This window comes from Rhodococcus sp. 14-2470-1b (genome assembly GCF_002259415.1).
GTDB lineage: Bacteria > Actinomycetota > Actinomycetes > Mycobacteriales > Mycobacteriaceae > Rhodococcoides.
In genome coordinates this window covers 154,796-174,967 of sequence record NZ_NPFY01000006.1, presented here as the reverse complement: position 1 = coordinate 174,967, position 20,172 = coordinate 154,796, and the positions used below count along the sequence as shown (strand labels likewise).

Here is a 20,172-nt window from a genome sequence, read left to right as displayed (position 1 = left end):
GATCCTAACGGGCGAATGCTTCCTTCCACGTGACGGTCTTGCCGATGCGCAGGATGGAGCGCTGGTAGATCTTGGCAGCGACGACGGCGAGTGCTGCGGTGGTGGCCGCCATGATGAGGGCGGTTCCGATGATCTGGTAGACCGGCGCGACGCCTGCGGCGATGCGCAGCGGCATCATGACGGCGGAGAACGGCGGAATCCAGCTGAGAACGTTGCTGAGTGTGCTCTCCGGGTCGCCGACCGAGTAGAACGCCGCGAAGAACATTGCCATGATCAGCAACAGGAGCGGCATCGTCGTCGAATTGACGTCCTCTTGCCTGGAGACCATCGATCCACCGGCTGCGTACAGGACTGCGAAGAAGGCGAAGCCGAGCACGAACCAGCCGAGGGTGCCGGCGAAGACGCTGATCGCGGTACCGGTGATGGTGAGTGTGCCCGTTGCAAGTCCGGCGCCGACACCTGCAGCGCCGTAGAGGGCGAGCTGCAGGATGCCGACTGCTCCGATGCCGAGGATCTTGCCCCACAGCAACTGAAGCGGCCTGACGGTGGAGAGCAGCAGTTCGACGACACGCGACGACTTCTCCTCGACGACGCCCATGGCGACGTACATTCCGAATCCGATGATCTGGGCGTACAGGATGAACACCGCGGCGAGAGACAGTGCAACTCGTTGTCCTGCTTCGGGATCCGGAGGGTCGATGGCGTCGACGGTGACCGTTGCGTTCGCGACGGCGGCTGCAACCGCGCCCTGGTCGACGCCTTGCTGCGCCAGCGCGGCGTCGGTGGCCTGCGATTGGACACTGCCTTCGACGACGGCTCGCAGTGCTCCGGTGAGCTCGGAATCGGTGATCGCGGTGTAGGCCCCGGCTCCTGCCGGTACGAGAGCTACGGCGACGTCGCCGGATTCGACGTCGGATCTCGCTGTGTCGGCGTCGGCGATCTCGCGGATGTCGACGGGGCTGCCGACGGCGTCTCCGGTGGCGGTGATGACGGCCGCGATCTGTTGGTCACCGACGATGCCGACGATGTCGCGGTCTTCGTCGTCTCCGCCGGCGAAGATGGAGTACGCGATGATGCCGCCGACGATGACGGCGAGAATGATGACGTTGGAGATGACGAAGCTCTTCTTCATCACCTGAACGGTGAACTCGCGCTTGGCGATCAGGCCGATTGCCCGGCTCGAAGATACTTGGGTGCTCATGCCACTGCCTCTCGGAACAGGTCGCTCAACGACGGTTTGTGGAAGGAGAATTCGTGTACAGGTCCGGTGGCGAGGGCGGCACGAAGGATGGCCTGATCGTCGGTTCCCGGTGCGATGGAGAGGATCGTCCGGCCGGCGATGTGACTGACGGCCCGGGCGCCTGCGATGCCGTCGGCCCAGCCGGGCTGGGCGTTCGGTGCGTGTACTTCGAGTTGCGCATCGCCTGATCCGCGGAGTTCGTCGACGGTGCCGACGGCTTTCATGGATCCGGCGGCGATGATGCCTACTCGGTCGCACAGTCGTTGCACGAGATCCAACTGGTGGCTGGAGAAGATCACCGGGACGCCGGACGACGCTTTCTCGCGGAGCACGTCGCTCATGACGTCGACGGCAACCGGGTCGAGACCGGAGAACGGTTCGTCGAGAACGAGAACGGCGGGGTCGTGGACGAGTGCCGCGGCGAGTTGGACGCGCTGCTGGTTGCCCAGGCTCAGGGCGTCGACGGTGTCGTCGAGTCGTTCCGAGATACCGAGTCGTTCGGTCCACGTGCCTACGGCCGACTTGGCGTCCGACGGTGAAAGTCCGTGCAGCTCGGCAAGATACGCGAGCTGCGGGCCGACCTTCATCTTGGGATAGAGGCCGCGCTCCTCCGGCATGTAGCCGATGGTGCGGCGGACATCGAGGTCGACGGGTTTGCCGCCGAGCAGGACCTGCCCGGAGTCGGCGGACAGCACGCCGAGGGTGATGCGCATGGTGGTGGTCTTGCCTGCACCGTTGCTGCCGACGAAGCCGAAGAGCTCACCGGGGTGTACGTCGAACTTCAGGGAGTCGAGGGCGATCTTGTCGCCGTATCTCTTGGAGATGTTGTCGATCGTGAGGGTGCTCATGGTGCCCTTTCGGTCGTTGTTCAGAAATCTTCCGGGTCGGGGTCGGGAGTGATCCAGGCGAGAATCATTGCTGGGGAACAGATTCCGGCCATGAGGCTGACGAGTGTCCACAACGCGCCTGCGTACGCGAGTCGCTCGTTCTCGTATCCGGTCGCGAGGATGATCAGCGTGAACACCGAGACCATGCCGAGGCCCTGGGTGACGGTCAAGCCGATCGACCGAGCTTCGTTGCGCTGCTGTACTTCCCATTCGTCGAGGGCACCCACGGGTGCATCGCTGTGGCGACCGGAGGCTGTCTGCAGCATCGTCCACAGCACCAGGAAGGCGACGGTGCCGGCGACCCACAGGATGGGTGCCCACTTCCAGAACAGCGATGCGACAGCGATGGTGAGAAGCACGACGAGGGTGGACATCACTGCAGCCGCGAGGATTCGTCGGCGCTTCTGCGTTCGCCAAGTCGGCAGCATGTGCCGAGTCTTCGCGTCGTTCTCGAGAAACCTGCGTGTGCGGTAGTCCTGGTAGCGCGTCAGAATGTTCGAGTCGGGGGTGGTCACTTGTCGTTCTCCCTTCGAAACAGTTCGGCGGAGAGTGGACCGAGTTCCTTGCGTGAGAACACTGCTTCGACGGGGAGGTCGAAGACTTCGCAGATGCGCAGTGCCAGGTCGAGGCTCGGATAGTGGTCGCCCCGCTCGAGGGCGCCCACTGTCTGCGGGTTGACTTCGATGAGTTCGGCGAGTTGCGCGCGGCTCATCTTTCGTTCGGCCCGCAGAACACCCACCCGGTTGAAGATCGGGAGCGTGTTCCCACGCTTTACGGGGCTCATGGAACAAAGTGTTGTATAAACCCAACGATCTGTCAACTGTGGATAACGTCAAGCCTCGGTGAGTTGCCCCGACTTCATGGTCCACCGACGGGTCGCGCGAACGGTGCCCAGCATGCGGCGGTCGTGGGTGACCAGCAGGAGCGTGCCCTCGAAGTTCTCCATCGCCCGTTCCAACTGCTCGATGGCCGGGAGGTCCAAGTGGTTCGTCGGCTCGTCGAGCACCAGCAGGTTGACGCCGCGCGCCTGCAGCAGGGCCAAGGCAGCGCGTGTGCGTTCACCGGGAGACAGGGAGCCTGCAGGCCGGAGGGGATCGTCGCCGCGTAGGCCGAATTTCGCCAGTAGCGTCCGTACGTCGGCGTCGGGCCAGTCGGGGACCGCCGCGCTCAACGAGTCCGATACGGTCGCGGTCCCGGTGAACAGCCCGCGAGCCTGATCGATTTCGCCGATCGCGACGCCGGAACCCAGGGACGCCGTCCCGTCGTCGGGAACGAGTTTTCCGAGGAGGACGGACAGCAATGTGGTTTTGCCCGAACCGTTCTCGCCCGTGATCAACACCCTGTCACCGAATTCGATCTGTGTCGTGACCGGTCCGAAGGTAAAGCCCTCGCGACGGACGACAGCACCGCTCAGTACCGACACGGCGGTGCCGCTGCGGGGTGCGGCTGCGATCTCCATGCGCAGCTCCCACTCCTTACGGGGCTCTTCGACCACCTCGAGCCGTTCGATGCGCCGCTGCGTCTGACGGGCTTTCGCGGCCTGCTTCTCGGTGGACTCCGCCCGAGTCTTGCGGCTGATCTTGTCGTTGTCGGTTGCTTTGCGGCGTGCGTTGCGGACGCCGGATTCCATCCAGTTGCGCTGCATCTGCGCACGAGATTCGAGTGAGGCCTTGGTGTCCGCGAACTCGTCGTACTTCTCTCGCGCGTGCTGCCGGGCAATCTCTCGCTCGGCGAGGTAGGACTCGTAACCCCCGTCGTACACGTCGATGCGGTGTTGGGCGCGATCCAACTCGACGATGCCGGTGACCGTCCTGGCCAGGAACTCACGGTCGTGGCTGACGACGACGATCGCCGCTCGCGTTTCGACCACGAACCGTTCCAACTGCTCGAGGCCGGCCAGGTCGAGGTCGTTGGTCGGCTCGTCGAGCAGCAGAATGTCGTACCTGGCCAGCAGAATGGCGGCGAGCCCTGCCCGGGCAGCCTGGCCACCGGACAGCGACGTCATGAGTGCGCTTCCGTCGACATCGAGACCGAGGTCGGCGAGCACCTTCGCCGTTCGCTCGGCGAGATCGGCGCCGCCGAGGGCAAGCCATCGCTCCAACGCGGGAGTGTAACGATCCTCACCGTCGTCGTTACCGAGTGCTTCGGCTGCATCGTTCATCGTCTGCTCAGCGGCGGTGACTCCGGTCCGTCGGCCGACGAACTCCACGATGGTTTCGCCGGCGATACGTTCGGGTTCCTGCGCAAGATATCCGACGGTGGCGTCGGGCGGGCTCGTGTATATCTCCCCCTCGGAATCGGCGGTTCCGACACCGGCCAGAAGCGTGAGCAACGTCGATTTACCTGCACCGTTGGCTCCGACGAGACCGATGACATCGCCTTCGGTCACGGTGAGATCGAGGCCGGAGAACAGCGTGCGGTCACCGTGGAAAGCAGCGAGGTCGTCGATACGGAGCGTGGCAGTCACCCGATCAGTATTCCCCCTGCACAACCGGGTCATTCCGCAGGCTCCACTCCTGCAAATTCCAGGTCATTCCGCAGGCTCCACTCCTTCAACAACCCGGTCATTCCGCAGGCTCCACTCCTGCCCGGGAACACATGAAGCCAGCCGTGAGTTGGCACTTGTATGACGTTTTCACCGCAGACAAGCACTGTCCCGACGATCACGCTGAACGACGGACATGCGATTCCGCAGCTCGGCTTCGGCGTGTGGCAGGTTCCGGACGACGGCGCGCACGACGCGGTAGCCCAGGCCTTGAAGGTCGGTTACCGCAGCATCGACACCGCCAAGGTCTACGAGAACGAGACCGGTACCGGTAAGGCGATCGCGGAATCCGGCATCGCCCGCGACGAGCTGTTCGTCACCACCAAGCTGTGGAACGACGACCAGGGTTACGACTCCACGCTGAAGGCCTTCGACGCCAGCATGGAGCGCCTCGGCCTCGAGTACCTTGACCTGTACCTCATTCACTGGCAGCAGCTGGACCGAGACAAGTACATCGACACGTTCAAGGCGTTCCAGAAGCTGAAGGCCGACGGACGTGTCGGGTCCATCGGCGTCTCGAACTTCACGATCCCGACGCTGGAGAAGCTGGCCGACGCCGTGGGCGAGACTCCGTCGATCAACCAGATCGAACTTCACCCGCGCCTCATCCAGGAGGAACTGCGGGCTTTCCACACCAAGCACGGCATCGCGACCGAGGCCTGGAGCCCGCTCGGCTCCGGCACGGTTCTCGAAGAGCCGGCTTTGAAGCCGATCGCCGACGCTCACAGCGTCACCCCGGCACAGGTCATTCTGCGCTGGCACATCCAGCTCGGTAACGTCGTGATCCCCAAGTCGGTCACCCCCGAGCGCATCGCGAGCAACTTCGACGTGTTCGGCTTCGAGCTGTCGAACGACGAGATCCAGCAGATCAACGCTCTCGACTCTGCTGACGGCCGCACCGGCCCGGATCCGGACAAGTTCTCGTCCTGATTCCCATTCACACACGCGCGGACGCAGATCCCAGGGTCTGCGTCCGCGCGTGTGTAGGTGGGCCGGCTCTCGGCGCTTATGCTGAGCGGCATGGCACCGCTGACGGGGAAAACGATCGCGCTGACGGCCGAGCGTCGGGCCGACGAGTTCGCGACTCTTCTCGAGCGCCGGGGCGCCCGGACCGTGCACGTTCCCGCGATTCACGTACTTCCCCTCGTCGACGATTCCGATCTGCGCGAGAAGACCGAAGGCATCATCGCGAACCCGCCGGAGCTGGTCGTCATCAGCACCGGTATCGGTTTCCGCGGCTGGCTCGACGCCGCGGAGACGTGGGATTCTCGTGACGCGCTGCTGAACGCCCTCGGGAATTCCCGCATCATTGCACGAGGCCCCAAGGCGCGCGGCGCGATTCGCGGCGCCGGACTCCGCGAAGTCTGGTCCCCGACCACCGAGGCGTCGCAGGAAGTAGCCGATCACCTCGAGTCCGAGGGGATCGCGGGCGTGGATGTCGCAGTGCAGCTTCACGGCACCATCACCGAATGGGAGCCGACGATTCATCTGAGCGACGCCCTCGAGCGGCTCGGTGCCGACGTGCGCGCCATCCCTGTGTACCGCTGGATTCGCCCACTCGATCAACAGCCGCTAATCGACCTGCTCGCCAAGATCCTGAACCACGAGGTCGACGCCGTCACGTTCACCAGCGCACCGGCGGTCGCTTCGCTTCTGTCGACGGCCAAGGACAACGGACTGCTCGACGAGTTTCTCACCGCTCTGCGCGGTCCTGTCGCTGCGATCTGCGTCGGGCCGGTCACGTCGGCGCCGCTGGATGCTCTGGATGTTCCGACGCGTATGCCGGAACGGGCGAGGTTGGGTTCGCTGGCGAAGTACGTGGTCGACGTCCTCCGTTGTGAGTGAAAATGTAGGCCCTGGGCCACATTTCCACTCACGTGTCGAAGAGTGAGGTCAGAGCCGGGGCCACGTCCCGGTAGGTGCTGACCGTTCGAATCCGGCCGTGGCCGAGACGAGCGAGATCGCGGCCGAGTTCGACGTCGTTCTCACCGGACATGTCCAGCAGAACATCGAGCCTGGGGATCGTCGCGGCGACGTACCGCGGATCCGGTCCGGCGTTGTGTACGCAGTCCGAGAGCAACAACACTCGCTTGTCCGGCGCGGACACTCCGCGCAGCAGCGTCGCTGCGGTGTCCAGCGCGAACTGCACGTTCGTCAGTCCACGAGCCGGGATGCTCAGCACGGTGTCGAGAATCCCGAGCGGGGTCGTCGGATCGCCGAACCGGGCGAGCACGGCGGCGTCGGACCAGAAGGCGACGACAGCTAGATCGTCCGCGTTCAGCTCACCCGCCACCGCACCCACCGTCGCCGCCGCGGTACGTACCCGTTCCCCCTTCATCGATCCCGAGATGTCGACGACGAGAACGATCGACCTCTTGGTGTGCAGCCGCTCGCGTACGACGATGTCGTCGTCCTCGGGATACGGGTTGGCTGCGAGCACGTCGATCGTTCGGTCCATGTCGAGTTCGTCGGAGCCGTCGCGGTAGCGTAGCGACGTCAGTTCGCCGATTCCGCGTCGGGCGCGGACGTCGCGTCGCGGACGTCGAACCGCCAAGCGCGCTGCGATCTTCCGGGCTCTGGCCCGCGTCGCCGCGTCGACGGTCGTATCCTCGCTTGCTTCGCGCAACGTGACGATCTCGGCGGACTCGTCGGTGAAGCCCGGAGCCGACGGATTGTTCTCACCGGCAGCGTGTCCGGGGCGACCGCGGCCGTCGGCGACGAGAACGGCTCCACCGGCGCCCGGGCGGAACAACGACGGTGATTCGGTGAGCTGTTTGGGTTTGCGGCGCAACGGCTTCAGCGCCGAGGTCTTCGAGCTCGGTCGACGGACGGGCGAATCAGCCGGTACTGCTCTTCAACCCGGAGCGGCGGCGGCAGGCCGGAGCAGGAAATGGTCTTCCCATATGCGGTGCAGGATCGTTTCCGGCGTGGCGTCGGCGGTGTCGTCGACGTGGATACGCCCGGACAGGGCGACGTAGACGGCGTCGAGCATCACTTGTCGGTAGTTGTCGGGTAGGTCGCGCGGGGGATCGATGTCGGTGACGTCGGGGACCGTCACCTCGCGCAACGACGCCAGTTGCCAGGCCACGAGCGTCAGATCGATCGCTCCTCGAACGCTGCTGCCCTGGGTGATGTCCTCGTGTTCACGAGTCGCCCGGGTGATGGCGACGGCGTCTGCGATCAGTCTCAGCGAGTCCGATTCGGTTCTCAGGGCTACGATTCCGCGCTCGGCCTCGGCGTCCTGGTATCCGATGGCCAAGCGGCACAACCGGTCGTGCACGCTGGTGGAGAGTCGAGTGGTGCCGACGTTGTCGTACGGGTTCATCGACGCCACCACTCGGAACGACGGCAGTGCGGACACGGTTCCGACGCGGGGGATGGTGATTCTGCGTTCGGCCATGGCCGTCAGCAGAGTGTTGAGCGTGTCCTCGGGGGCGCGATTGAACTCCTCGACGTACAGGAAACCGCCGGTACGCATGGCCTCGACCAGTGGTCCCGGTATGAAGTTGTCCTCACTGTAGTCCTCCCGGAGAACCCGAGAAGGATTGTGATGCCCGACGATTCGAGCCGGCGTCAGGTCTGCGTTGCCCTCGACGAACAGCAGCGGGATGCCCCAGTCCGCCGTGATGGCACCGAGCAGTGTGGATTTGCTGGTGCCGGGCGGGCCCTCGATCAGCAGGTCCCGTCCGGCGGCCACAGCAGCCAGCAGCAGGTCGAGTTCACGGTCCCGCCCGACGATGTGCGCCGCGATCCGGCGGCGCACATCGATGATCGACGTCAGAAGCGTCATTTGTTGTCGACGGCGATGATGTCTGCGCCTTCCTCGGCGAGCCGGAGTGCGTGGCTGCGGCCTTGGTTTCGTGCAGCTCCGGTGATGAAAGCGACCTTGCCTTCGAGTGTTCCGGTCATTTGATCACCGATCCGGCGTCGACGGGCAACTGGACGCCGGTGATGTAGCGAGCGTCGTCGGACACCAGGAAGGCGATGGCATTGGAGATGTCGACGGGTTCGACCCACTCGATCGGGAGTGCGTTGAGCGTTTTGAACGCGGCGCCCGCATCTTCTTTGGTGGGGTTCGGAGTGTCCGGCATGAACAGGTTGTACGTTTCGGAGTTGTGGATCATGTCGGTGTTCACCGAGGTGGGATGCACCGAGTTCACGCGAATGTCGAACGGTGCCAGTTCGTTTGCGAAGGTCTTGACCAGGCCTACCACTCCATGTTTGGCGGCGACGTAGTGCGCGAGGTTGGCCAGGCCCTTGATTCCGGCGGTGGAACTGGTCAGCACGATCGCGCCCCCGTTTCCGCCCGCCTTGAGGTGCGGCACGGCGGCGCGGACGGTCTTGAACACGCCGGTGAGATTGATCGCGATCATCTCGTCCCAGACGTCGTCCGTCAGGTCTTCGAGCGGTGCGAACGTGGCGATGCCTGCATTTGCGAGAACGATGTCGAGACGGCCCAGTTCGGCCACGCCGTCGTCGACGGCCTTCGTGACCTGCGCAGTGTCACGGACATCGGCTTTGGTGGCGACGATCCGTCGATCCAAGGCTTCGACCTGGCGGACCGTCTCGGCGAGGTCCTCCTCGGTGGCGAGCGGATATCCGACGGAGCCGACCTGCTCGCAGATGTCGATCGCGATGATGTCGGCACCTTCCTGGGCCAGTTTCAGCGCGTGGCTTCTGCCCTGGCCGCGTGCGGCCCCGGTGATGAATGCAACTTTCCCGTCGAGCTTTCCCATGTGCGAACTTCCTTGTTCGTGTGAGGTGAAAACCTGTGCGAGCGCTGAACGTTCACGCACCGAGGCGGTACGTTCCGCGGCAGGACGCCCAAGATGGAGGGCATGCAAAGAAACCTATCCGACACTCAGTGCAGAAGTGGGCGATTTGCTTGAATTTTCTACGTGTAACCGGCGGTTTCGTGTAACAACCGGATCCGGAACGGCACTACCGACTTCGAATTCGCACTTGTGCAGATCGAATCGGCAGAATCACCAGCACAAGTGCGAACTCGGCGACCTATCCGCTGCTGAGGGTGTCGAGGAGTTCGGTCACTGCGGCTCGGCCGGCGCGGTTGGCGCCGATGGTGCTGGCGGAGGGACCGTAGCCGAGGAGGTGGACGCGGTGGTTGGCTGCGACGCGGGTGGCGAGGCGTCCGTCCATGACGATACCGCCGCCGTGGCCGCGGAGTCGCAGGGGTGCCAGATGGTCGAGTGCGCTGCGGAAGCCGGTGGCCCAGAGGATGACGTCGGCGTCGACGAAGGAGCCGTCGGCCCAGCGCACTCCGGCGGGTTCGATGGCGCTGAACATCGGTAGCCGGTGGAGGGCGCCACGGTCGCGTGCTGCCTTCAGTCTATCGGTCAGCAGGAGACCGGTGACGGAGACGACGGATCCCGGTGGCAGCCCGGCGCGGACGCGGTCTTCCACCATCGCGACGGCAGCGCGTCCTGCGTCGGGTCCGAAGTCGCTGTCGCGGAACTCGGGTTCGCGCCGGGTCACCCAGGTCGTGGAGGTGACGAGGGAGATCTCGTCGAGCAGTTGGACGGCGGAGATGCCGCCGCCGACGACAACGACGTGCTTGCCGGCGAACTCGTCGGCCGTGCGGTAGTCCTTGGTGTGGAGTTGGCGTCCGGTGAACGTCTCGGCGCCGGGGTAGCGGGGGACGAAGGGTTTCTCCCAGGTTCCGGTTGCGTTGATCAGCCCGCGAGCCGAGAGCACGATGTCCTCCGACTCGACTCGGAAACGAGGGTCGCGGTCGCAGACCACGGTGACGGTGACCGGTCGTCGAACCTGCAGGTCGAACTTCTCTTCGTAGACCTCGTAGTAGCGCGGAACGGCTTCGGCGGCGATCACTCCGTCCGGGTTTTCGTCGGTCAGTACCTCGGCGAACTCCATGCCTGGCAGGTCGTGAACTCGGTTGACGGTGCTGAGGGTCAGCGACGGCCACCGGTACTGCCATGCGCCCCCGGCGGCGGGAGATCTGTCGAGCATGACGAATCCTTCGCCGGCCGCCATGCCGGCTCGGCGGAGGTGATAGCCGGCGGACAGGCCCGCTTGGCCGGCTCCGATGACGGCCACATCTGTTTCGATCACGTTCACCAGTAGATCAGCCCGCAGTCGGCGCTCACATCTACCCATGAGTAACGTCTGATCTCATGATCGGACAGACTCGTGACGGAGATGTCGTCACCCTCGAGCTCCAACGCCCCGAGCGTCGCAACGCTCTGAACACCCAGCTGTGCGTGGCACTTCGTGAGGGGATCGAGAAGGCCGTCGCCGACGATGCCCGCGTCATCGTCATCACCGGCCAGGGCACCAGCTTCTGTGCGGGTGCGGACCTGGACGGCGACGATTTCGCGAAGGCGTTTCCGGAGGCTCTCGAATCCCTGCTCAGAGCGGTCGACGGCGCACCCGTCCCCGTCATCGCAGCGATCAACGGACCGGCCGTCGGTGCGGGAACGCAGCTCGCGATCGCGAGTGATCTGCGGGTCGTGGCCGACGGTGCGTTCTTCGAGATCCCGTCGACGCGGCTCGGCATTGCCGTCAACAACTGGACGATCAAGCGGCTTGCGTCGCTCGCCGGCGGCAGCGTCGCCCGAACGATCCTGATGGGCGGCGAGCGGCTCGACGCCGACCGCGCCTACACCAGCGGTCTCGCGAACAAGCGCGGCGACCTCGCGGTGGCGATGGAGTGGGCGTCGGCGATCACCGAACTCGCGCCGCTGGCATTGAAGCACCTCAAGCTCGTCTTCAACGACGACGGCACGCACGACGAGCCGACGCGGGAACAGTGGGACGCGTTCGGTGCTGCGTGGACGAGCGAGGACATGAAGGAAGCGCGGCGCGCCCGCACCGAGAAGCGCAAGCCGAAATTCCAGGGCCGTTGAGGTGCCAGGGCCGGTGACACTCGGCGCACCCGACACGGGTGACACCGCCTGGCTGCTCGTTTGCACCGCGATGGTGCTGTTGATGACGCCGGGGCTCGCGTTCTTCTACGGCGGCATGGTGCGCGCCAAGAGTGTGCTGAACATGATGATGATGAGCCTGTCGGCCATCGCCGTCGTGTGGGTGCTGTGGTTGCTGTTCGGGTTCGGAATGGTGTTCGGTGACGGTGTGCTGGGCGGCTGGATCGGCAATCCGCTGCAGTTCGTCGGGCTCGGTGATCTGCTGGGCGGAACGTATTCCGGTGATGCCGTGTCGATTCCGCTCGTCGGGACCGTCCCTGGCTTGGTGTTCGCGGCGTTCCAGGCGGGGTTCGCGATGGTCACGGTCGCGCTCATTTCCGGCGCCGTCGCGGACAGGATGCGGTTCGTGCCATGGGTTCTGTTCGCAGGACTGTGGGCGACGCTCGTGTACTTCCCGGTGGCGCACTGGGTGTTCTCTCTCGACGGACTGGTCGCCGAGACCGGCGGGTGGATTTCGAACGCCCTGGGAGCGGTCGACTTCGCGGGAGGGACCGCCGTCGAGATCAACGCGGGTATGGCGGGTCTGGTTCTCGCACTCGTCGTCGGCAACCGTCGGGGATGGCCGCGAGAAGCGATGCGGCCGCACAATCTTCCCGCCGTCATGCTCGGTGCGGGGTTGCTGTGGTTCGGGTGGTTCGGCTTCAATGCAGGCTCGGCGCTGGCAGCGGACGGTGTCGCTGCCGTCGCGTTGGTCAACACGCTCGGGGCGGGCGCGATGTCCATGGCGGCGTGGCTCGTGGTCGAGAAGATCCGCGACGGCAAGGCCACCTCCTTCGGTGCTGCATCAGGAGTCGTCGCGGGACTCGTGGCGATCACGCCGTCCTGTACGGCGGTGACGCCGATCGGTGCCGCGGGTATCGGTATCGCAGCGGGAGCATTGTGTGCGCTTGCAATCGGCCTGAAGTACCGCTTCGGTTACGACGATTCGCTCGACGTCGTCGGTGTGCATCTCGTCGGCGGAATCGTCGGCACTCTGATGATCGGATTGCTGGCGAGCGCAGACATGCCGGCAGGCGTCGACGGCCTGTTCTACGGCGGCGGACTGCATCAGCTGTGGGTTCAGTTCGTTGCGGTGGTCGCGGTGATGGCCTACACCGGCGTCGTGACCGCCCTGATTGCACTCGGAATCAAAGCCGTCATGGGTGTCCGTGCCGACGCCCAACACGAAGCCGACGGGTTGGACGAACACGAGCACGCGGAGTCGGCGTACGACTTCGCCGTCGGTCACGGTGGGTCCAATGGGCCGGGCTTGTTCGGCAAGAAATAGGATGGCGATTACCGGCCCTTGAATCTACGAAATCCGTTCTGTCCCTTTGAGGTAGAGCTGATCTACTGTTAACGCTATGGATGCGCTCCGTCTCTCTGCCGTCCAGTATGCGGACTCGCTCCGCGCCGTAGCTTTGCGCCGCACCCAGAAGGGGTGTGTGGAGCAGACATCGGAAGACGGGGAACATGAAGATCGGTAGATTCGCAGCAACGTCGGCATTGGTCATCGCCGCAATGACGACCGCAATGGGGACGTCCTACGCGGACCCGGCGCCCGCTCCCGCGCCCGTGGGGTGGAACGTCACCGCACAGGGGGATCAGGTGCTGGTCGACACCTCCGCAGGCACCCTGAGCAACGAGAACAATCACCTGGTCGTCCGCGACGCAGGCGGAGCCCTCGTCGATTCGGTGCCGCTGTCCATCGCGTTCGAGGGACTCGCGCACCCCGTTGCCGCGGAGATCGACGGCAACCACGCCGTGCTCACCGCCGACGCGTCGCCCGCGGCCGCGACGCCGGTGTCGACGCAGATTCCGGGCCTGCAGCAGGTCGACCTGCCCGCTGCAGTCGCAGGAGTCAAGGACAACCTGAGCCTGTCGGCGTCCGTCGGTGGATTCCTCGGTGCAGCAACGGGACTCGTCGGTGGCTGCCTGCTCGGCGCAGTCGCCGTCGGCGTCGTCTCGGCACCCGCAGCTCTGCTCTTCGGCGCAGGACCGCTTGCGGGGTGCATCGGCGGAGCACTGCTGCTCGGCTCCACGGCATCGCTCGCCGGAACGGCCATCGGCGGTCTGTCCGCACTCGCCAGCAACGCGGGACCGTTCATCACGCTGCTGAACGCACCGCCCGTCAAGAAGTAACTCCTGCGTCTTGCTCCGGCCCACCGGGCCGGAGCAGGATGTAGCGGTGAATCCTGGGGAGCAGGACGGTGCACGCCTTCGATACGACGCCGACGACGGAACACGTCGGGACGTCGCGCTGACGCCGGAACTCGGCAGGCTGACGCTCGGACGGTCCGTACAGGCGGACGTGTCCTTCCCCGACGACCACGAGGTCTCTCGCCTGCATGCGACGGTCGAGTGGATGGGCGGCCACTGGACCATCGTCGACGACGGGCTTTCGCGCAACGGCACCTTCGTCGGCGGAGACCGGTTGGCAGGGCGGCGGCGGCTCCGACACGGCGACACCATCCGCATCGGCACGTCGCTGCTGACCTTCCACGACTTCTCCGGCGTCGGCGACGAGGCCACGCGCATCGCATCCGACATGCCCAGTACTCGGTCACTCACCGAGACGCAACGGGCTGTCCTCGTCGCACTGTGCAGGCCGTACAAGCACAACGCGACCTTCGCGAACCCGTCGTCGAACCAGGAGATCGCGTCGGAGATATTCCTGAGCGTCGACGCCGTCAAGACGCATCTGAGGGTGCTGTTCGCCAAGTTCGGCGTGGAGGACTTACCCCAGAATCAGAAGCGCGTCCGGCTGGCCGAACGCGCCATGCACAGCGGGGTCATCTCACAACGCGACCTCTAGGACGCGCCTAGCCCCATCGCGACGCGAGGCCGGGTCCGCTTGCGCGACGAGCGTGGCCACGGCGTCGGCGACCTCACCGGCACGTTCCAGGATGACCATGTGACCGGCCTTCTCCACGGTCACCATCCGCGCCGCGGGCAGGAAGTCGGCGATGACGCGAGAATGGCGTATCGGCGTCATCAGGTCGTCGGACCCGCACAGGACCAGCGTCGGGACCACGGCGAGAGCCGGCAGGTTCTCCGATTCGTCGAATTCGTGCAGCGATCCGAGGAATCCCGCCATGGTCACCACCGACGTTTCGTTCAACATCGCCGACGCCAAGGCGACCACCCGCGGGCTGACCCGTCGCGATCCGCAGCCTGCTGCCCGCACGATGGGCGCGCAGATTCCCCTGCTCAGGCGCTTCGACGCGGCCATGGCGCTCGGTGCGCGTCGGACAGCGGTGCGGAACATCGACACGACGGGGTGGGCGAGACAGGCACCGAGGCCCTCCTCGGCGATGCCGTTCGCGGCGGAGGCGATCAAACCGACGCCGACGAGGCGACTGCCCAGCTCGGCGAGGTGCTGGCGGGCGTAGGACATCGCTGTCATTCCGCCCATCGAATGGCCGATCACGACGTATCGGCCGGTGGGCACCATCGCCCGAATCACGGCGCCGAGGTCGCGTCCGAGTTGTTCGATCGTGTACGTCGACGCATCGGCAGCCGCCGACGAGCCATGCCCACGGTGGTCGTAGAACACCATCCGCACTTCGTCGGCCCAGGTCTTCCGCAGCTGGTCGCGGACGTCGAACCACGATTCTTTCGCGAGACAGTGGCCGTGAACGAACACCACGGTGAGCGGTGCATCGCGGCGGCCGGTCTCGTACACCGAGAGCGCAGTGCCGTCGTCCGTCACGACGGTGCTTCGTCCGTACGTTCGTTCGCTCATGTTGGTCTCCGTTTCCGGCCGCTGTGTAGGGCTATTCGCCGACGCGTGACGTGCTGTTACTTCCTTGTTCATCGTGCGTTTCTCCACGCGGAAACACAGCAACCCGGAGAGGTGAGCAGCTGACCCTCAGGGATGGGCTCTCCTCACCCTGGGGTGGGTATCGACCAAGCCGCATCCGCCGCAGGATCGAACTACACACAAGGCGCTTCGGTGAGTCAGGGAGGACTTCGACGATGACGAACGACATCGTGGACATGCTCGAATCGCGGGTTCCGCTGGCGGTCGGCGGCGATCGACGAGCCCTCGAGGATGTCATTGCGCTGGTCAGGCCCAGGCTTGCTCGTTACTGTGCAACACGTTTGGGGAATCTGGATGTGGCGGCGGACGACGTGGTGCAAGATGTGTGTCTGGCATTGGTGACGGCAATTCCCAAGTACCGCGACATGGGCAAGCCGTTCATGGCCTTCGTCTACGGCATCGCTGCGCACAAACTTGCCGACGCCGGCCGCAAAGCCACTCTGCGACGGTCGTATTCGCTGGACTCGGTGCTCGACGAGCCGTCCACCGACGACACGCCGGAAGAGCATGCGATCGAAGGCGAATTCCGCAGCGAAGCAATGGCATTGATGGCAACGCTGCCTCCCCGTCACCGCAAGATCATTCTGATGCGGGTGGTGTGGGGCATGACCGCTCCGCAAACGGGTCGAGCGCTCGGTATGAGCGCCGGTGCGGTACGCGTTGCCCAGCACCGGGCCATGAATCAACTTCGAGCTGAAATGGCGAACTTCGTACTGCTCAGTGCGTGACGGTCTTCCGTATGGTTGCCTACTGGGCATGACACAGGGGGACGAAGTACGGAAACGTCGACCGACACCGGCGCAATACGTGGTGGCAGGCAGTGTCGTCGCCTTCGCTGTCGCGGTCTTTCTGCGGCATGCGCTGACCGAGACAGGCGCTGCTCAGACCGCGGCGTTCTACGTCGGCATTCCTGCGGTGGTAGCGGTCATCGTGGTGTTGTCCGCTCCGAGTCGAAGCGCCGTCGGCATCACGATGAAGGTCATCACCGTCCTGCTTCTGATGTCGATGATGCTGCTGGGTGAGGGCTTCATCTGCGTCATCTTCGCGGCCCCGATCTTCTACCTGATCGGCGGACTCGTCGCCATCGTCGTCGAGAAGATCGCCAAGTCCGGGCCGGGAGAGGGCAAGGTGCACGCGGTTGCCGTCCCCGCGCTCGTCCTCGTCGCCGTCGCAGCGTCGGAGGGTATCGTGCCCGCGACGACGTTCGACGGTGCGACCACGGTGTCCGCATCTCGAATCCTGAACGCAGACGTGCCCGACGTCGTCGCAGCGTGGGAGCGACCACTGGACTTCGGTGGGACACCCCTCCCGGGAGTTCTGTCGTGGGGTTTTCCGGAGCCGCTCGCGGACAGCGGTGGATCGCTCGAGGTGGGTGCTCGTCGAACCGTCACGTTCACCGGAGCGCACCACCGGCCATTGCTGGTGTCCGAGCACCACTGGGGCGAGCACACGACCGAGCTCACCTTCGAGGTCGTGTCGCGCACATACGATTCCGCGCGCCTCGCGGTCGTCGGTGACACCACGCCCATCTCGTCGTGGCTGACGTGGAATGTCGCCGACATTACCTGGAGCGCAGTGGATTCGACGCACACTGCGGTGGATCTGGAGCTTTCCTACACGCGTGAGCTGGCGCCCGCGTGGTACTTCGGTCCCATCGAGGAGTACGTCACCGAACGCGCCGCGGGGTGGCTGCTGGACAGCCTGAACCAGTGAACATCGACACCGGTCTGTCAGTGGCTGCGCTGCGTTCCTGCGCAGTACTGCTGCCGGTGCTGCTGGTCGGTGCGTTCTGGGTGGCCTCGTCCGCACGGGTTCGCGGCGCCGCGTTTCTCGCGATGCTCTGGAACTTCATGGCGCTGCTTCTCGTGAACGCGGTTGCTGTGCAGGTCGGGTGGTGGAGCTTCGGGACCACGGGCACCATGTGGTCGTCGGTGCCCGTCGACGTCGTGCTCGGGTGGTCCGCTTTGTGGGGTGCGTTACCGATCCTCCTGGCACGGTGGGTGAATGCGGCGGTAACCGCCGGCGTCCTGATCGTCGCGGACGTACTGGCCATGGGGAGTCTGCGCCCGCTGGTGATGCTCGAACAGGCATGGTGGTGGGGTGAAGTCCTCGCGGTGGTGATCGCGCTCCTTCCCGGACTGCTGCTCGGAATGCTGACGACGAACGAGCTGGCGCTCAGGACGCGCGCGGGCATGCAGGTCGTGCTGTTCGGGACTGTTCTCGTGTTCGGCCTTCCGACAGTGTCTTTCGAACTCTCCCGAAGCGTCGGATGGTCCGAGTCCGGATGGTCGACCATCGGGAACCGGGTTGCAGCGGACAGTGGTGGTCTGGTCGATTCCCTGCTGCTTCAACTTGCCCTCGTCGTCGTCGTGATCGCCCTGCGCGCGGTCGCCGATTTCGCGGTGATCGGCGGCGGCACGCCGTTCCCGTGGGACCCGCCGGTTCGATTGGTCACGACTGGGCCCTACGCCTACGTTGCAAATCCGATGCAGGCGTCGGCCGTTGTGCTTCTGCTGATTCTCGCGGGTCTCTTTCGTGAGCCGTTTCTCGCTGCGGCGGCTGTGCTCGCGGGCGCGTTCGGTGCCGGCCTCGCCGCGTGGCACGAGAAGGAGGACCTCGTGTCGAGGTTCGGGTCGGACTGGGCCGAGTATCGACGATGCACGAGGGACTGGATGCCCCGGTGGACACCCACCCGCATTCCGTCGGCGACGCTCTTCGCGTCGGTGACGTGCGACCCGTGCTCGACCGTCGGACCGTGGTTCGCTCGTCGACGTCCGGTGGCGCTTCGGATCGCGGCCGCCGAGGATCATGCGGAGACCCTGACACGCGTGCGCTACGAGGGAGCGGAGACGCTGACCGGGACCAGAGCGATCGCGGCAGCGCTCGAACACGTCTCGTTGGGATGGGCAGTGCTGGGCTGGATTCTGCGCGCGCCGATCCTCGGGTGGTTCCTGCAGATGCTCGTCGACGCTGCCGGGGGAGCTCCGCGCACCGTCAAGGTGCCCGATTAGTCAGGTTTGCGGCTCTGCGTAACAGCATCTGTACTTCGCGTGACGTGGGCGACACGTAGCGCTTCTACCTTCCTTGCATGACCGCTGTGCAGCCTGCGCCGACAGATTCGGCACTGAAGGAAACGCTGGAGGACTACACGCTGCGCTTTGCGCCGCGTAGCTACCGCAAGTGGGGGACCGGTGTCGTCGCCACGTCCGCACTGGGCGGCATCGCGTACCTCGCCGACTTCGCGATCGGCGCGAACATCGGAATCTCCTACGGAACCGGAAACGCGCTGTGGGGAATTCTGGTGTTCGCCGTCGTCATCTTCCTGACGGGTCTGCCGCTCGCCTACTATGCAGCGCGATACAACATCGACCTCGATTTGATCACGCGCGGAAGTGGCTTCGGGTACTACGGGTCCGTCGTCACCAACGTCATCTTCGCGACGTTCACCTTCATCTTCTTCGCGCTCGAGGGTTCCATCATGGCGCAGGGCCTCGAGCTCGGCCTGAGCATCCCGCTGCCCATCGGATACGCCGTGTCGACATTGATGGTGATTCCGCTGGTCATCTACGGCATGAAAGCGCTTGCCAAACTTCAGGTCTGGACGACGCCGCTCTGGCTTGTCCTGATGGTGTTGCCGTTCGTCTACCTCGTCGTCAGCCACCCTGATTCCGTCGGCGAGTTCTTCGCGTTCGGTGGCCAGGACGGCGCGGACGGCAAGGGCGTCAACTTCGGTTCGGTCATGCTCGCGGCCGGAGTGTGCTTGTCTCTCATCGCGCAGATCGCCGAGCAGATCGACTACCTGCGTTTCATGCCGCCCAAGACGCCCGAGAATTCTCGCCGCTGGTGGACTGCAGTGCTTCTCGCCGGGCCGGGTTGGGTTATCTTCGGCGCTCTCAAACAGGTCGTCGGACTGTTCCTCGCCGTCTACCTCATCGCGAACGTCGCCGACGGCGCATCGATCGCCAACGAACCGGTGCATCAGTTCCTGGAGATCTACGAGAACTTCATGCCCGGATGGCTCGCCATGACCCTTGCAGTCATCCTCGTGGTCATCAGCCAGATCAAGATCAACGTCACCAATGCGTACTCAGGATCGCTTGCGTGGACCAACTCCTACACGCGCATCACCAAGACGTACCCGGGCCGAATGGTGTTCGTGCTGTTCAACCTTGCGATCGCGCTGATTCTCATGGAAGCCAACATGTTCAGCTTCCTCAACGACATCCTGGGCTTCTACGCCAATTGCGGGATCGCGTGGATCGCGGTCGTCGCCTCGGACATCGTGTTCAACAAGTACATCCTGAAGCTCTCGCCCAAGGTGCCGGAGTTCCGCCGCGGCATGCTGTACAACTTCAATCCGGTCGGGTTCGTATCCATGCTCGTTGCGGCAGGATTGTCCATCCTCGTGTTCTTCGGTGTCTTCGGTGACGCGATCAAGCCGTATTCGCCGATGGTCGCGCTGGTCCTCGCGATTGTTCTACCGCCGATCATCGCGGTCGCAACCAAGGGCAAATACTACCTGCGGCGCGTCGACGACGGTATCGACCTGCCGATGTTCGACGAGCACGGGAATCCGTCGGACGAGACCCTGCTGTGTCATGTGTCCGGCATGGAGTTCGAGCGGCCGGACATGATCCGCTCCAACAAGGTCGGACCGGAGGGCGAGATTCTCTACATCAGTTCGCTGTCGCTCAGCACCGACAAAACGGGCGAACACATTCTGCCGGAACAGAAGTGAG

20 protein-coding genes and 1 pseudogene are annotated in these 20,172 nt (G+C 64.8%); 10 read left to right on the top strand and 11 right to left on the bottom strand.

The genetic code is table 11. The features are described 5' to 3' along the window. Nucleotides 1-4 precede the first annotated feature (4 nt). Genes CH293_RS04065 through CH293_RS04045 form a run of 5 tightly spaced genes read right to left on the bottom strand, consistent with a single transcriptional unit; the run spans nt 5 to nt 4,594 of the window. Complete coding sequence (locus CH293_RS04065; RefSeq protein WP_094719450.1) at nt 5-1,201, bottom strand: ABC transporter permease; 1,197 nt, start codon at nt 1,199-1,201, stop codon at nt 5-7. After that, complete coding sequence (locus tag CH293_RS04060) at nt 1,198-2,088, bottom strand: ABC transporter ATP-binding protein (protein ID WP_094719449.1); 891 nt, start codon at nt 2,086-2,088, stop codon at nt 1,198-1,200. The genes CH293_RS04065 and CH293_RS04060 overlap by 4 nt, the downstream gene beginning before the upstream one ends. Nucleotides 2,089-2,108: 20 nt before the next feature. Further along, nucleotides 2,109-2,642: a hypothetical protein gene (locus tag CH293_RS04055; protein ID WP_094719448.1), complete on the bottom strand. Its 534-nt coding sequence runs from the start codon at nt 2,640-2,642 to the stop codon at nt 2,109-2,111. Further along, nucleotides 2,639-2,911 (bottom strand): helix-turn-helix transcriptional regulator, encoded by a 273-nt coding sequence (locus CH293_RS04050; protein ID WP_019664396.1) that lies wholly within the window; start codon nt 2,909-2,911, stop codon nt 2,639-2,641. The genes CH293_RS04055 and CH293_RS04050 overlap by 4 nt, the downstream gene beginning before the upstream one ends. Before the next feature lie 48 nt (nt 2,912-2,959). Continuing rightward, a complete protein-coding gene (locus CH293_RS04045) occupies nt 2,960-4,594 on the bottom strand; it encodes an ABC-F family ATP-binding cassette domain-containing protein (protein WP_094719447.1) in 1,635 nt (544 codons plus the stop codon). Nucleotides 4,595-4,753: 159 nt separating this feature from the next. Between CH293_RS04045 and CH293_RS04040 the strand changes: the two genes are divergently transcribed. After that, nucleotides 4,754-5,602, top strand: a complete 849-nt coding sequence (locus CH293_RS04040) for an aldo/keto reductase (protein ID WP_094719446.1) — start codon at nt 4,754-4,756, stop codon at nt 5,600-5,602. A gap of 90 nt (nt 5,603-5,692) precedes the next feature. After that, the gene (locus tag CH293_RS04035; RefSeq protein ID WP_255122688.1) at nt 5,693-6,517 is read left to right on the top strand and encodes a uroporphyrinogen-III synthase; all 825 of its coding nucleotides are present in this window, start codon (nt 5,693-5,695) and stop codon (nt 6,515-6,517) included. A 28-nt stretch (nt 6,518-6,545) separates the two neighbouring features. On the opposite strand, the gene CH293_RS04030 is transcribed toward CH293_RS04035, so the two are convergent. The 5 genes and pseudogenes from CH293_RS04030 to CH293_RS04010 all read right to left on the bottom strand — a co-directional run bounded on the left by CH293_RS04030 (nt 6,546) and on the right by CH293_RS04010 (nt 10,804). Beyond that, on the bottom strand, nt 6,546-7,463 hold the full coding sequence (locus tag CH293_RS04030) for a VWA domain-containing protein (protein ID WP_094719444.1): 918 nt from the start codon (nt 7,461-7,463) through the stop codon (nt 6,546-6,548). 63 nt (nt 7,464-7,526) lie between these two features. Then, nucleotides 7,527-8,462 carry a MoxR family ATPase gene (locus CH293_RS04025; RefSeq protein ID WP_094719443.1) on the bottom strand — a complete coding sequence of 312 codons (936 nt, stop codon included), beginning with the start codon at nt 8,460-8,462 and terminating at the stop codon, nt 7,527-7,529. A 5-nt stretch (nt 8,463-8,467) separates the two neighbouring features. After that, a pseudogene (locus CH293_RS04020) lies at nt 8,468-8,581 on the bottom strand (SDR family mycofactocin-dependent oxidoreductase); the annotation flags it as partial. Continuing rightward, nucleotides 8,578-9,408, bottom strand: a complete 831-nt coding sequence (locus CH293_RS04015) for a mycofactocin-coupled SDR family oxidoreductase (protein WP_037103728.1) — start codon at nt 9,406-9,408, stop codon at nt 8,578-8,580. The pseudogene CH293_RS04020 and the gene CH293_RS04015, both read right to left, overlap by 4 nt. 277 nt (nt 9,409-9,685) lie before the next feature. Further along, entirely contained in the window at nt 9,686-10,804 is a 1,119-nt protein-coding gene (locus CH293_RS04010) for an NAD(P)-binding domain-containing protein (RefSeq protein ID WP_176459903.1), read from the bottom strand. A gap of 17 nt (nt 10,805-10,821) precedes the next feature. Here CH293_RS04010 and CH293_RS04005 point away from each other — a divergent pair, with 17 nt between their 5' ends. The 4 genes from CH293_RS04005 (at nt 10,822) to CH293_RS03990 (ending at nt 14,425) form a co-directional block, all read left to right on the top strand. Continuing rightward, nucleotides 10,822-11,553 (top strand): enoyl-CoA hydratase, encoded by a 732-nt coding sequence (locus CH293_RS04005; protein WP_037103736.1) that lies wholly within the window; start codon nt 10,822-10,824, stop codon nt 11,551-11,553. A gap of 13 nt (nt 11,554-11,566) precedes the next feature. Continuing rightward, entirely contained in the window at nt 11,567-12,898 is a 1,332-nt protein-coding gene (locus CH293_RS04000) for an ammonium transporter (protein WP_094719441.1), read from the top strand. Between the two features lie 185 nt (nt 12,899-13,083). Further along, nucleotides 13,084-13,752 carry a hypothetical protein gene (locus CH293_RS03995; protein ID WP_094719440.1) on the top strand — a complete coding sequence of 223 codons (669 nt, stop codon included), beginning with the start codon at nt 13,084-13,086 and terminating at the stop codon, nt 13,750-13,752. A gap of 46 nt (nt 13,753-13,798) precedes the next feature. Further along, nucleotides 13,799-14,425: an FHA domain-containing protein gene (locus CH293_RS03990; protein ID WP_094719439.1), complete on the top strand. Its 627-nt coding sequence runs from the start codon at nt 13,799-13,801 to the stop codon at nt 14,423-14,425. Here the strand turns inward: CH293_RS03990 and CH293_RS03985 are convergent. Next, nucleotides 14,408-15,355, bottom strand: a complete 948-nt coding sequence (locus CH293_RS03985; RefSeq protein WP_037103746.1) for an alpha/beta fold hydrolase — start codon at nt 15,353-15,355, stop codon at nt 14,408-14,410. The genes CH293_RS03990 and CH293_RS03985 overlap by 18 nt on opposite strands. Nucleotides 15,356-15,588: 233 nt before the next feature. On the opposite strand from CH293_RS03985, the gene shbA reads away from it, so the two are divergent. The 4 genes from shbA to CH293_RS03965 all read left to right on the top strand — a co-directional run bounded on the left by shbA (nt 15,589) and on the right by CH293_RS03965 (nt 20,171). Then, nucleotides 15,589-16,161 carry an RNA polymerase sigma factor ShbA gene (gene shbA / locus CH293_RS03980; protein ID WP_037103749.1) on the top strand — a complete coding sequence of 191 codons (573 nt, stop codon included), beginning with the start codon at nt 15,589-15,591 and terminating at the stop codon, nt 16,159-16,161. A gap of 28 nt (nt 16,162-16,189) precedes the next feature. Next, nucleotides 16,190-17,146 (top strand): hypothetical protein, encoded by a 957-nt coding sequence (locus CH293_RS03975; protein WP_241483566.1) that lies wholly within the window; start codon nt 16,190-16,192, stop codon nt 17,144-17,146. After that, nucleotides 17,143-18,444 (top strand): isoprenylcysteine carboxylmethyltransferase family protein, encoded by a 1,302-nt coding sequence (locus CH293_RS03970; protein ID WP_094719526.1) that lies wholly within the window; start codon nt 17,143-17,145, stop codon nt 18,442-18,444. The genes CH293_RS03975 and CH293_RS03970 overlap by 4 nt, the downstream gene beginning before the upstream one ends. Before the next feature lie 77 nt (nt 18,445-18,521). Continuing rightward, a complete protein-coding gene (locus CH293_RS03965; protein WP_037103755.1) occupies nt 18,522-20,171 on the top strand; it encodes a cytosine permease in 1,650 nt (549 codons plus the stop codon). Nucleotide 20,172: the final 1 nt, after the last annotated feature.